Below are 11,882 nucleotides of genomic sequence, written 5' to 3'. Positions count from 1 at the left end.
CCGCAGGGCGGTCGCGACCCGGACGGCGGCCGGCGACGGGCCGGACCGGGCGCCGGCCGGACGCGCCGACGTGCAGGCCGAGGCGGAGGTGCTCGGAGGATGACCAGGGGAGGCACGACGTCCCGCCGGAACGCGGTGCGCGAGGCGCTCGCGGGCTGCGAGGGCTTCCGCAGCGCCCAGGACATCTACGCCGACCTGCGCGCGGACGGCTCCAAGATCGGGCTCACCACGGTGTACCGGGCGCTGCAGGCGCTGAGCGACGCCGGCGAGGTGGACGTGCTGCGCACCGACGACGGCGAGGCCGTCTACCGGGCCTGCCGCACCGAGGAGCACCACCACCACCTGGTCTGCCGGCACTGCGGCCGGACGGTCGAGGTGGCCGGTCCCGCCGTGGAGCGCTGGGCGGACGCCGTCGCCGACGAGCACGGCTTCAGCGACATCACGCACACCGTCGAGATCTTCGGCCGCTGCGCCGACTGCCGCCCGGCGGAGTGACCAGCGCGTACGACCCTCTGTGCATAAGGCCGGCCGGCGTGCTGTGCCCGCCTCCCGCGCTCGCCCGTGGGGGCCGCTCTCCGTTCCGGGCCGTGGGCTAACCGGCGTCAGATGAGAACATCTGTGCCTGTTTTCGACACTTTTCACCAACTACACCGAATATCTCTCATGTAATAAATGTCCCCATAGCCACGGCGGGCCCGCCGATCGGGTCGTACGGGGGAGCCCTGGCGCTCGCATGTGCATGAGAGGGCGTTCATGAGAACCTCCCCCCGCCTGGCGCTCGGTGCCGCACTGCTCGCCGCACCGCTCGCCGCCGCCGTCCCGTCCGCCGCGTCGGCCGCTCCCGCTCCCACGGCCCCCGCCCTGCCGCTCGTCGCGAACCGCGCGCTCGGCGCGGCCGGCGCCCACGCGGGCGACCTGAAGGCGGCCACGGACCAGAAGTTCCAGGTCATCGGCGTGTCCGTGGACCGGGACGGCACCTCGCACACCCGGATGACACGGACCTTCCGGAACCTGCCGGTGCTCGGCGGCGACGTGGTCGTCCACCAGAGCCGGTCCGGCGCGTACCAGGGGACGAGCCTGACGCTGCGATCCGCGCCGAGCCCGACCGCGCCGAAGGTGCCCGCCTCGAAGGCGAAGAAGGCCGCGGCGGCGAAGCACTACACGCTGCGCGACGGTGGCGCGCTGGTCGTCGAGGCCCGCACCGCCGACCACCAGCCGCGGCTCGCGTGGCGGTTCAGGACCGAGGGCAAGAAGGCCGACGGGACGCCGAGCCGCGTGTTCACCTCCGTGGACGCGCTCACCGGCAAGGTGCTGTTCCGCGAGGAGACGATCAAGACCGACGCGGGCGACGGCCAGGGCCTGTACTCGGGGACGGTCCCGCTGCAGCTCACCAAGTCCGGGACGTCCTACCAGATGAAGGACCCGACGCGCGGCAACACCTACACCGGGGACGCGCAGAACAAGGCGGACATCTGCTTCCTCACGTTCTGCATCTCCCGCGCGCCGACGGTCGTCTTCACCTCGTCCACGACGCACTTCGGCGACGGGACGAACGCCAACCGCGCCTCGGCGGGCGTGGACGCCCAGTACGGCACGAACGAGACCTGGGACTTCTACAAGGAGGTCTTCGGCCGCACGGGCATCAAGGGCGACGGCAAGGGCTCGTCCAACCGCGTCCACTACGACAAGAACTACGCCAACGCGTTCTGGGACGACTCCTGCTTCTGCATGACCTACGGCGACGGTGACGGGACGCAGCTCGGCCCGCTCACCGCGCTCGACGTCGCGGCGCACGAGATGACCCACGGCGTGACCAGCGCGACCGCGAACCTCACCTACAGCGGGGAGTCCGGCGGGCTGAACGAGGCGACCTCCGACATCATGGCGGCGGCCGTCGAGTTCTACGCGGGCAACCCGGCCGAGCGGGGCGACTACCTGGTCGGCGAGCGGGTCGTGCTGCCCGGCTTCGGCAAGCCCGCGCTGCGGTTCATGGACAGGCCGAGCAAGGACGGCAAGTCGCCCGACTTCTGGTCCGCGGACCTGAAGAACCTCGACGTGCACTACTCGTCCGGCGTCGCGAACCACTTCTACTACCTGCTGTCCGAGGGCAGCGGCGCGAAGACCATCAACGGCGTCTCCTACGACAGCCCGACCTCCAACGGGCAGGCCGTCGCCGGGATCGGCCGCGACGCGGCCACGCGCATCTGGTACCGGGCGCTCACCACGTACATGACGTCCAGCACGGACTACAAGGGCGCGCGCACCGCCACGCTGAACGCCGCCAAGGACCTCTACGGCGCGGGCAGCACCCAGTACAACGCGGTCGCCGCCGCCTGGTCGGGCGTCAACGTGAACTGATACGGCCCACGTGCACTGATACGGCCCCGTGCACTGATACGGCCACGTGAACTGATACGGCCCACCGCACGGCCGCGGACGGACCGTCCGCCCGCCGGCCGGCCGTGAAGCCCGGAGCCCCGCGTCCGTTTCGTCCGGACGCGGGGCTCACCCTTTAGCTGGACATTCATCCCGAACCCGCATGACCTTCGTTCTCGCGGAGAGGCTTAGTGGGCAATCACGTCAAAACAGACCACACAGCCTCACCCCCCGGGAGACCCCCCATGCTCCTGTTCCGACGCGCCCACCCCCTGCTCGCCACGGCCTGCGCGGCGGTCCTCGCCGGCGCCGCCGCGTGCGGCGGGACCAGCACCACCGCCGGCCGCACCGGGTCCGGGTCGTCCCCCGAGCCCGGGAAGCCCGGGTCCGGCGTCCCGACCAGAATCCCGACCCGCGCGCCCGGCTCCTGCCACGCGTCCAGCCTCGACCCGGCCACCACGCGCCCGGACCCGAAGTGCACGCCGGGCGCGACCAACCCGGACGTCACGCAGGCCAACATCCACACGACGATCTGCGTCGCGGGCTACACCAAGAAGATCCGTCCACCGGTGGCCTACACCAACCGGCTCAAGAGACAGCAGATCAGCGACTACGGCTACAAGGACACCGACCCGTCCCGGTACGAGGAGGACCACTTCATCCCGCTGTCGATCGGCGGCCACCCGACCGACCCGCGCAACCTCTGGCCCGAGCCGGGCGGCAGCCCCAACCCGAAGGACCAGGTCGAGTTCAAGCTCTACAAGGCCGTCTGCGCCGGGCAGGTCACCCTGGCCGCCGCGCAGAAGGCGATGGCCGAGAACTGGACCACCGCCGGGAGACTCGTCCACTGAGCCCTCCCTCGGGACGCCCGGGCGCCGCTGCGCCGAGCCGCCGACGGAAGCGTCACGGGCTGTTGGCAGAATCGGTCCCATGGCTACCACTCGCATCGCCAACGCTCATTGGGAAGGGCCGCTCATGGGCGGCCAGGGGACGGTCTCGCTGGACTCGTCCAAGATCGGCACGTACGAGGTCAGCTGGCCGTCCCGGGCCGAGGAGCCCAACGGGCGCACCAGCCCCGAGGAACTGATCGCGGCCGCGCACTCCACCTGCTACTCGATGGCGCTCTCGCACGGCCTGGCCGGGGCCGGGACGCCGCCGGAGAAGGTGGACACCAAGGCCGAGGTCACCTTCCAGCCCGGCGAGGGCATCACCGGGATCCACCTGACCGTCCGGGCGAGCGTGCCCGGCCTGTCCGCGGCCGACTTCGAGAAGGCCGCGCAGGACGCCAAGGCCAACTGCCCGGTGAGCAAGGCGCTCGCCGGCACGAAGATCACGCTGGACGCGGCGCTCGCCTGACGCCCATCCGGCGTCCGGCGCCCACCGGGCACCGGCCCACCCGGCGTCAGCCGCCCGGCCCGCTCCGTCCGCGCCCGTCAGGACCGCGGACGGAGCGGGAGCGGGACGCCTCCGGCGCAGGCCACCAGCCGGAGCCGCCGCTCCCCCGCCGACCGCTCGGCGACGTCGCGCACGTCCCGGTGCTGGGTCGCGCGGTTGTCCCAGACGACCACGTCGCCCGGCCGCCACCGCCAGCGGACGGTGTTCTCCAGCGCCGTCACATGCCCCTGGAACAGCCGGACCAGCGCCTCCGCGTCCGCCTCGGCGCTGAGTCCCGCCACGCGCCGCGCGTGCGCGCCCAGCAGCAGCACCCGCTCCCCCGTCTCGGGGTGGACGGTCGCCAGCGGATGCTCCAGCACGCCGTCCGGGCCCGCATGCTCGATCCAGAGCCGGTCGGCGACCTCGCGCAGTTCGGGCGGCAGCCCGTCGTAGGCGGCGGCGGTGTTCGCCCACACGGTGTCGCCGCCGTAGGCCGGGACGCTCAGCGCCTGGAGCACCGACACGCCCGGCGGGCGCATCGTGTCGCTGCCGTCGGTGTGCCAGCCGCCCGCGCGCCGGGGCGCCGCGCAGCCGGACCGCACGACCGGCGGTGACGGCTCGCCGAACACCGCGGCGAGCGCGGTCTGGCCCGCGGGCCCGAGGTCGTCCTGGCCCCTGAAGAACAGGACCTTGTGGCGCAGCAGCGCGCGGCGCAGCATCCGCGCGGTCTCCTCATCACAGCCGTCCCCGGGCCGGAAGTCCGTGACCGCCGCGCCGATGCGTCCGGCGACCGGTTCGACCCTGGCGGTGCGAGTGCGGGGCGGCTCGAGCAGACGATGCGCCATGCGGACGACGCTAGGCCGCCCGAGCGCAAAAGTCAACCAATCAGGTAGGGATTATCGACTTCATGCCCGCGCCCCGCCCCCGCGCGATGCCCCTGCGCGCGGTCGGACCGGGCCGGTCAGAGAGGGCCCGGTCCCCCGAACGGCGTGGTCAGGCGGAGGGCCGGGGTCAGGCGGACGGCGCGACCGGGACGGGGTTCGGCTCGGCGCCGCCGTAGCGGCGGTCGCGGCTGGCGTAGACCTCGCACGCGTGCCACAGGTGGCGGCGGTCGAAGTCGGGCCAGAGCGTGTCGAGGAAGACCATCTCGGCGTAGGCCGACTGCCAGATCAGGAAGTTGGACGTGCGCTGCTCCCCGGACGAGCGCAGGAACAGGTCCACGTCCGGGATGCCGGGCTCGTCGAGGTACTTCGCGAACGTCTTCTCGGAGATCTTGTCCGGGTCGACCCTGCCGTCCCGGACGTCCCGGGCGAGCTGGGCGGCGGCGTCCACGATCTCGGCCCGGCCGCCGTAGTTCACGCAGAACTGGAGGGTGAGGACATCGTTCTGGCGGGTCATCGCCTCGGCGTCCTCGAGCTCCTTGATCACGCTGCGCCAGAGCCGGGGACGCCGGCCCGCCCACCGCACCCGCACGCCCATCGAGTCGAGCTGGTCGCGGCGGCGGCGGATCACGTCCCGGTTGAAGCCCATCAGGAACCGCACCTCGTCCGGCGACCGCCGCCAGTTCTCGGTGGAGAACGCGTAGGCCGACACGTAGGGGATGCCGAGCTCGATCGCCCCCATGATCACGTCGAACAGCGAGTCCTCGCCGCGCTTGTGCCCCTCGGTGCGGGGCAGCCCGCGCTCCTTGGCCCAGCGCCCGTTGCCGTCCATCACGATCGCCACGTGCCGCGGCACGAGCTCGCTGGGGATCGCGGGCGGGCGCGCCCCGGTCGGGTGGGGATACGGCGGCTGAACGGCGGCCCTGCTCAAACTGTCTCCCTGTCACTCGTCCCGCCGGGACCGGCGGGGTCGTCGGGCTCGTACCCGTCGGGCTCGTACCCGTCGTCTCGGCGGCCGTCCGCCCCGGGGGCGCCGGGCCCGTCCGGGCCGCCGTCCCGGGCGCCGGTGTCGCGCTCGACGTGGCGCAGCGAGCGGAGGCCGTGCTCCAGGTGCCACTGAAGGTAGGCGGCCACCAGGCCGCTGCACTCCGCCCGGTGGCGCTGCTCGGAGTCGTCGGCGTAGTCCCACTCACCGCGCAGCAGCGCCAGCATCAGCGCGAACGTCGGCGGGGCGGGGGTGGCCGTGCCCGGCTGGCGGCAGCGGGCGCACATCGCGCCGCCGCCCGCGATGGAGAAGCCGCGCAGCTGCCCCCGGTCGCCGCAGCGGCTGCACTCGTCCAGCGCCGGGGCCCAGCCCGCCACCGACAGCGACCGCAGCAGGAACGCGTCCAGCACCAGCCGCGGATCGTGCGAGCCGTCCGCGAGCGTGCGCAGCCCGCCGACCAGCAGCAGGAACTGCCGCAGCGCCGGCTCGCGCTCGGCGGCGGTGAGCTTCTCGGCGGTCTCCAGCATGGCCGTCCCCGCCGTGTACCGGGGGTAGTCGACGACCAGCCGCTCGCCGTACGGGCGCAGCGTCTCGGCCTGGGTGATCAGGTCGAGCGAGCGCCGCTCGTAGAGCTGGAGGTCCACGTGGGTGAACGGCTCCAGCCGCGCCCCGAACCGCGACTTGGTCTTGCGCACGCCCTTGGCCGCCGCGCGGATCCGGCCGGTGCGCCGGGTCAGCACGGTCACGATGCGGTCGGCCTCACCTAGCTTCTGGGTGCGCAGGACGACGCCCTCGTCGCGGTACAAGGTCACCCGACCATTGTCGCCCACGTGGGGGCGTGCGCCCGCCGGGGAGCACCCGATCCGCACACACTCCGCGCATCCCCGGCATGATCCACCGCCCCGGAGCGAGATCATCACGCTCCGCGACCGGATTCGGCCGCGCGACTGTGCGCGAAGTCGTGGTCCGGCTCACCCTCCGGTGACAGCGTTGTCCCATGAGATGCACCATCGTTCCACCGCACATCCTCGACCACGTCGCCCGCCAGGCCGACGACCCGGCGCTGCGCGAGTCCGCCCGCCGCAGCCTGGTGATCAGCAGCGCCCAGCGCACGCAGCGCCGGGTCCTGCCGGTCGCCCCGCCCACCGCCACCCGCGACTTCGCCCCCAACCGGACGATCAAGGACGCCGGACGGCAGGAGACGCTGCCCGGTAAGACCGTCCGCGCCGAGGGGGCCGACGCGACCGCCGACCCCGTCGTGAACCAGGCGTACGACTGGCTGGGCGTCGTCTTCGACTTCTTCGAGAAGGCCTGCCGGCGCGACTCCATCGACGGCGCGGGCCTGCCCATGATCTCGACCGTGCACTACGGCGAGGGCTACGACAACGCCTTCTGGAACGGCGAGCAGATGGTCTACGGGGACGGCGACGGCACGCTGTTCACCGAGTTCACCGGCCCGCTGGACGTCACCGGGCACGAGCTCACCCACGGCGTCACCCAGTTCACCGCCGGGCTGGAGTACTACGGCCAGTCGGGCGCGCTGAACGAGTCGGTCTCGGACGTGTTCGGCTCGCTGATCAAGCAGTGGCACCTCGGCCAGACCGCCGACCAGGCCGACTGGCTGATCGGGCAGGGCCTGCTCGCGCCGGGCGTGCGCGGCGAGGCGCTGCGGTCCATGAAGGCCCCCGGGACCGCCTACGACGACCCGCAGCTCGGCAAGGACCCGCAGCCCGCCGACATGGCCCACTACGTGAACACGTACCGGGACAACGGCGGGGTACATATCAACTCGGGAATCCCGAACCGGGCGTTCTACCTGGCCGCCGCGGCGATCGGCGGGCACGCCTGGGAGCGGGCCGGACAGATCTGGTACGGAACGCTGACGGGCGGGAAACTGCCGTCCACGGTGGACTTCGCCGGGTTCGCGGCCGCGACGGTGGACACGGCCGGAACGCTGTACGGCACGTCCGCCGCCGAGGTGACCGCGGTACGGGAGGCGTGGACCGGGGTAGGCGTCCACGTGTGACGTGAGAATCTCACCCCCCTGGGAACGGGTGGCTCTCTCGCGGTCGTGGTGAGAGCGGAGGAGGCCCTGATGAAGGTGACGGTCGTCCGGAGCGGCGGTTTCGCCGGGATCGAGCGGCACGGCCAGGCCGACAGCGCCGAGGACCCCCTGCTGGCCGGGCTGGTCGGACGCGTGGACCTGTCGCGGCTGCCTCCCCCGGGGCGCATCCCGGACCAGTTCGTGTACGACATCGACATCGACGGGCACGCCACGTCCGTCGGGGAGACGCAGCTCACGGGGCCGCTGCGCGAACTCGTCCACCACGTCCTCGGCGACGGCGGCTGACCACCACCCGGCCGCCTGGACGCCACCGGCACGCACCATCCCCCCACCTGGGAGCGCCCTCCAGCCCCCGGGACGCGCCGGAGACCACCGGGGCCGGGCCACCCGTAGCGGCCCGGCCCCGGACCCGTCCGGCGGGAAAAGGTTTCCGGGTGCCTCCCCCGCGCGGGAGACACCCGGAAAGTCTCGAACGTCAGGCCTGGGCCTGGTTCAGGAAGAGCCCTCGCCCAGGCCGACGCCCGGCTCGGGAGCCGGCTCGACGCCCGGTCCGGGGACCGGATCGGGGGCCGACCCGCGAGGTCACGGCGTCACGCTCCCCGGGCCACGCGGTTGACCGCCGACAGCATGGCCTTCAGGGACGCGGTGACGATGTTCCCGTCGATGCCGACGCCCCACACCGTCCTGCCCTCCACGTCGCACTCGACGTAGGCGGCGGCGCGCGCGTCGCCGCCCGCGCTCATCGCGTGCTCGGCGTAGTCCAGGACGCGGACGTTGACGCCGACGGTGGCCAGCGCGTCCTCGAACGCCGACACCGGGCCGTTCCCGACGCCCTCGATCTCGCGGATCTCCCCGTTCACCCGGACGTCGCAGGACAGCCGGTCCTTCTCGTCCACGCGGGAGACCGCGCGGTGCGCCAGCAGCCCGACGCGCGGCCCGTTCGCCAGGAACTCGCGCTCGAAGATCTCCCACATCCGCTCGGCGGTGACCTCGCCCCCCTCGTCCTCGGTGTGCCGCTGGACGACGCGGGAGAACTCGATCTGCAGCCGCCGCGGCAGCTCCAGGGAGTGCTCGGTCTTCATGACGTAGGCGACGCCGCCCTTGCCGGACTGGCTGTTGACGCGGATGACCGCCTCGTACGTCCGGCCCACGTCGTGCGGGTCGATCGGCAGGTACGGGACCTGCCAGGTGTACTCCTCCACCGGCTTCCCGGCCGCCGCGGCGTCCCGGCGCAGGTGGTCGAAGCCCTTGTTGATCGCGTCCTGGTGGGAGCCGGAGAACGCGGTGTACACCAGGTCGCCGCCGTACGGGTGCCGCTCGTGGACGGGCAGCTGGTTGCAGTACTCGACGGTGCGCCGGATCTCGTCGATGTCGGAGAAGTCGATCATCGGGTCGACGCCCTGGGTGAACAGGTTCAGGCCCAGGGTGACCAGGCAGACGTTGCCGGTGCGCTCGCCGTTGCCGAACAGGCAGCCCTCGATGCGGTCGGCCCCGGCCAGGTAGCCCAGCTCGGCGGCGGCGACGGCGGTGCCGCGGTCGTTGTGCGGGTGCAGCGACAGGATGACCGAGTCGCGGAACGCCAGGTTCCGGTTCATCCACTCGATCTGGTCGGCGTAGACGTTCGGGGTGGCCATCTCGACCGTGGCGGGCAGGTTCACGATGACCTTGCGGTCCGGGGTGGGCTGCCAGACCTCGTTGACGGCGTTGCAGACCTCGACCGCGTACTCCAGCTCGGTGCCGGTGAACGACTCCGGCGAGTACTGGAAGTGGATCTCGGTGTCGCCCATCTGCTCGGCGAGCTTGGCGCACAGCTTGGCGCCCTCGACCGCGATCGCGGTGATGCCGTCCCTGTCCTGCCCGAACACCACGCGCCGCTGCAGCGTGGACGTCGAGTTGTACAGGTGGACGATGGCCCGCTTCGCGCCGCGGACGGCCTCGAAGGTCTTCTCGATCAGCTCCGGCCGGGCCTGGGTCAGCACCTGGATCACCACGTCGTCGGGGATCCGGTCCTCATCGATGATCTGCCGGACGAAGTCGTAGTCGGTCTGGCTCGCGGCCGGGAAGCCGACCTCGATCTCCTTGTAGCCCATCCGGACCAGCAGCTCGAACATCTTGAGCTTGCGGTGGGCGTCCATCGGGTCGATCAGCGCCTGGTTGCCGTCGCGCAGGTCCACCGCGCACCAGCGCGGGGCCTCGGTGATCACCCGGTCGGGCCAGGTGCGGTCGGCCAGCCGGACGGGCTCGAACGGCCGGTAGCGCTGGAAGGGCATTCCGGAGGTGTGCTGCTGCGGGTACATCGGAATCGTGGTTCCCTCTGCTCAGTCCTCGCGGCCGACGCTCACGTCGAAGTCCCGCAGCGAGGGAGCCGGCCTTCTCTACAGGCCCCCGCTGCGGCCGCTAAGGAGAAGCAGTTCCGCGGACACATCGTCAAGCTAACAGATCCCATCCGCCACACGGAAACCGGGTCTCGGCATCTGAGACGCCCGCGTCTCGCGACGCGCCTGCCTGCGCCTTCACGAAGGGCGTGACGGGACGAGCACGGAGAGGCATGTCACACAGCCCTCCAGCGCCTCGAACTCGCCGATGTCCACGACCGTCACGCGGAACCCGTCGGCGGCCAGCAGGTCGGCGGTGCGCGGCGCGGACGCGGCCAGCAGCAGGTGGTCGGGGCCGAGGACGACCACGTGCGCGCCGGACGGCTCGGGCGCGACCCGCAGGGCGGGCAGCGCCGAGGTGTCCAGCAGCTCCGGGACGCCGATCAGCGTGCCGTCCGGGAGCGCGGTCATCGCCGACTTCAGGTGCAGCGCGCCCCGCACGTCCACCGAGACGACCCGCCGGCCGCCGAGGAGCCGGGCGAGCTGGCAGATCCCCTCCTCGTTGGTGCGGTCGCCGCGTCCGACGTAGACGGTGTCGCCGGCCTGGAGGACGTCCCCGCCGTCCAGGGTGCCGGGCTCGGTGATCCGCCGGACGGCCAGCCCGAGGTCGCGGACCACGCCCTCGGTCCCGGCGACCTCGGCGCGGCGGCCGGGCGCGCCGGGCCGGGTCAGCACCGCCGTGTCCCCGCACACCACGACCGTGTCCTCCACGAACACGGCGTCGGGCGCGTCGTCGGCCTCGGGGACGGCCCGCAGGCCCCAGCCCGCCGCGCGCAGCGCAGCCTGGTACGCCTCGTGCTGCCGCCGCGCGGCGCCGAGGTCCACCGGCCGCCGCTCGATGTGCGTGACCAGCCCCTCCGCCAGCCGCGGCCCGGGCCGCCGGACCAGCGCGATTCCCGCGTCCGCCATGCTCTCGTCCCTCCGGGGGCCGTCACCGGCCGCGCGGACCGGTGACGGAGTTCGGGAAAGGCCGGGGCCCGGACGAGGCCCAGCCGAGGACGAGCCTAGTGCGCGGCGGTCTCGGTCAGCGTGATGACGCCCAGGGCGTGGGCGCGGCTCATGCCGAGGAGGTGCGCCACGTGGTGCAGGGCGCGCCGCTCCGACTCGTCCAGCGGCCCGTCGGCCAGGCCGACGCGGACGCAGCGGGCCAGGAACCACTCCTTCGCCTCGACGGCGAGGCCGGTCCCGGCGCGGGCGACCTCCTCCTCCAGGAACTCGTCGCGCAGGTCCAGGTCGGTGTCGATGGACAGGTCGTCGTAGTCGGGCTCGCCGTAGCCCATGACGGCGTCGATGGCGCGTTCCCGGGCGTCCTCGTCCTCGGGGTCGCCCGCCCGCAGGACGAGCGCGGCGGCGGCGCGCATCCCGGCGGGCAGGGCGGCGGCGAGCTGCCGGGCGGTCGGGGTGCGCAGGGCGGACAGGGCGAACCGGGTGCGGCACGCGCGGCACTCGACCACCTCGCCGAGCCGCCGCAGCGGGACGACGGGCAGGAGGAAGAGGGTGAGCCAGCGGCGGGCGGACCGGCGCCTGTAGGCGCGGTCGCCGCCGCAGCGGGGGCAGTGGAAGGTCCCCTCACCCGTCGTGCGGAAGAACACCGAAAGGCTGAACACGAGCAACACCGGTCTCTCCTCCCAAAACGGACCCGTCCAAACTACCGACCGCGACCGCCTCCCGCGCCCCGGACGATCCACCCCGCACCGGCCCCTTACGCTTGGCACATGACCGGTGACATGGGACGGCCGCAGTTCCTGCCGCCCGAGGAGCCGCCGCGGGCCGCTCCCGAGGGGGCCGGGGAGCCCGGGGCGGCGGTCGCCGGCGCCCCCGCGCGG

The 11,882-nt window shown here is 72.9% G+C and carries 11 protein-coding genes and 1 pseudogene; 6 read left to right on the top strand and 6 right to left on the bottom strand.

What is annotated here, in order from left to right; genetic code table 11:
* The first annotated feature begins 99 nt into the window (after positions 1-99).
* The 4 genes from DZF91_RS34465 (at position 100) to DZF91_RS34450 (ending at position 3,732) form a co-directional block, all read left to right on the top strand.
* Positions 100-495 (top strand): Fur family transcriptional regulator, encoded by a 396-nt coding sequence (locus DZF91_RS34465; protein ID WP_117361231.1) that lies wholly within the window; start codon positions 100-102, stop codon positions 493-495.
* A gap of 258 nt (positions 496-753) precedes the next feature.
* A complete protein-coding gene (locus DZF91_RS34460; RefSeq protein WP_117361230.1) occupies positions 754-2,358 on the top strand; it encodes a M4 family metallopeptidase in 1,605 nt (534 codons plus the stop codon).
* Positions 2,359-2,621: 263 nt separating this feature from the next.
* Positions 2,622-3,227 (top strand): hypothetical protein, encoded by a 606-nt coding sequence (locus DZF91_RS34455; protein WP_117361229.1) that lies wholly within the window; start codon positions 2,622-2,624, stop codon positions 3,225-3,227.
* A gap of 79 nt (positions 3,228-3,306) precedes the next feature.
* Complete coding sequence (locus DZF91_RS34450; protein WP_117361228.1) at positions 3,307-3,732, top strand: OsmC family protein; 426 nt, start codon at positions 3,307-3,309, stop codon at positions 3,730-3,732.
* Between the two features lie 77 nt (positions 3,733-3,809).
* Here DZF91_RS34450 and DZF91_RS34445 read toward each other — a convergent pair whose 3' ends face one another.
* The 3 genes and pseudogenes from DZF91_RS34445 to recO form a co-directional block, all read right to left on the bottom strand.
* Positions 3,810-4,595 (bottom strand): TauD/TfdA dioxygenase family protein, encoded by a 786-nt coding sequence (locus DZF91_RS34445; RefSeq protein WP_117361227.1) that lies wholly within the window; start codon positions 4,593-4,595, stop codon positions 3,810-3,812.
* Between the two features lie 166 nt (positions 4,596-4,761).
* Positions 4,762-5,562, bottom strand: coding sequence for an isoprenyl transferase (locus DZF91_RS34440; RefSeq protein WP_117361226.1), 801 nt, complete (start codon positions 5,560-5,562; stop codon positions 4,762-4,764).
* Between the two features lie 140 nt (positions 5,563-5,702).
* Positions 5,703-6,428, bottom strand: a pseudogene (gene recO, locus DZF91_RS34435) (DNA repair protein RecO); the annotation flags it as partial.
* A 185-nt stretch (positions 6,429-6,613) separates the two neighbouring features.
* Here recO and DZF91_RS34430 point away from each other — a divergent pair.
* A complete protein-coding gene (locus DZF91_RS34430) occupies positions 6,614-7,642 on the top strand; it encodes a M4 family metallopeptidase (RefSeq protein ID WP_117361225.1) in 1,029 nt (342 codons plus the stop codon).
* 69 nt (positions 7,643-7,711) lie between these two features.
* Complete coding sequence (locus DZF91_RS34425; protein WP_117361224.1) at positions 7,712-7,966, top strand: protealysin inhibitor emfourin; 255 nt, start codon at positions 7,712-7,714, stop codon at positions 7,964-7,966.
* Positions 7,967-8,271: 305 nt separating this feature from the next.
* Here DZF91_RS34425 and leuA read toward each other — a convergent pair whose 3' ends face one another.
* The 3 genes from leuA to DZF91_RS34410 all read right to left on the bottom strand — a co-directional run bounded on the left by leuA (position 8,272) and on the right by DZF91_RS34410 (position 11,672).
* Positions 8,272-9,978 carry a 2-isopropylmalate synthase gene (gene leuA, locus DZF91_RS34420; protein ID WP_117361223.1) on the bottom strand — a complete coding sequence of 569 codons (1,707 nt, stop codon included), beginning with the start codon at positions 9,976-9,978 and terminating at the stop codon, positions 8,272-8,274.
* A 216-nt stretch (positions 9,979-10,194) separates the two neighbouring features.
* Positions 10,195-10,965, bottom strand: a complete 771-nt coding sequence (gene ddaH / locus DZF91_RS34415; protein ID WP_117361222.1) for a dimethylargininase — start codon at positions 10,963-10,965, stop codon at positions 10,195-10,197.
* Positions 10,966-11,060: 95 nt separating this feature from the next.
* A complete protein-coding gene (locus tag DZF91_RS34410) occupies positions 11,061-11,672 on the bottom strand; it encodes a TerB family tellurite resistance protein (RefSeq protein WP_117361221.1) in 612 nt (203 codons plus the stop codon).
* Between the last annotated feature and the right edge of the window lie 210 nt (positions 11,673-11,882).

The organism is Actinomadura logoneensis (genome assembly GCF_003428695.1).
In the GTDB taxonomy this organism is placed as follows: domain Bacteria; phylum Actinomycetota; class Actinomycetes; order Streptosporangiales; family Streptosporangiaceae; genus Spirillospora; species Spirillospora logoneensis.
The sequence above is the reverse complement of the archived record's forward strand: the minus strand, read 5'-3'. Positions and strand labels throughout refer to the sequence as shown.

Excerpts from the sequence above, each read along its gene's own strand:
- DZF91_RS34465 (WP_117361231.1), top strand. The coding sequence starts at position 100 with ATGACCAGGGGAGGCACGACGTCCCGCCGGAACGCGGTGCGCGAGGCG.
- DZF91_RS34460 (WP_117361230.1), top strand. The coding sequence starts at position 754 with ATGAGAACCTCCCCCCGCCTGGCGCTCGGTGCCGCACTGCTCGCCGCA.
- DZF91_RS34455 (WP_117361229.1), top strand. The coding sequence starts at position 2,622 with ATGCTCCTGTTCCGACGCGCCCACCCCCTGCTCGCCACGGCCTGCGCG.
- DZF91_RS34450 (WP_117361228.1), top strand. The coding sequence starts at position 3,307 with ATGGCTACCACTCGCATCGCCAACGCTCATTGGGAAGGGCCGCTCATG.
- DZF91_RS34445 (WP_117361227.1), bottom strand. The coding sequence starts at position 4,595 with ATGGCGCATCGTCTGCTCGAGCCGCCCCGCACTCGCACCGCCAGGGTC.
- DZF91_RS34430 (WP_117361225.1), top strand. The coding sequence starts at position 6,614 with ATGAGATGCACCATCGTTCCACCGCACATCCTCGACCACGTCGCCCGC.
- DZF91_RS34425 (WP_117361224.1), top strand. The coding sequence starts at position 7,712 with ATGAAGGTGACGGTCGTCCGGAGCGGCGGTTTCGCCGGGATCGAGCGG.
- leuA (WP_117361223.1), bottom strand. The coding sequence starts at position 9,978 with ATGTACCCGCAGCAGCACACCTCCGGAATGCCCTTCCAGCGCTACCGG.
- ddaH (WP_117361222.1), bottom strand. The coding sequence starts at position 10,965 with ATGGCGGACGCGGGAATCGCGCTGGTCCGGCGGCCCGGGCCGCGGCTG.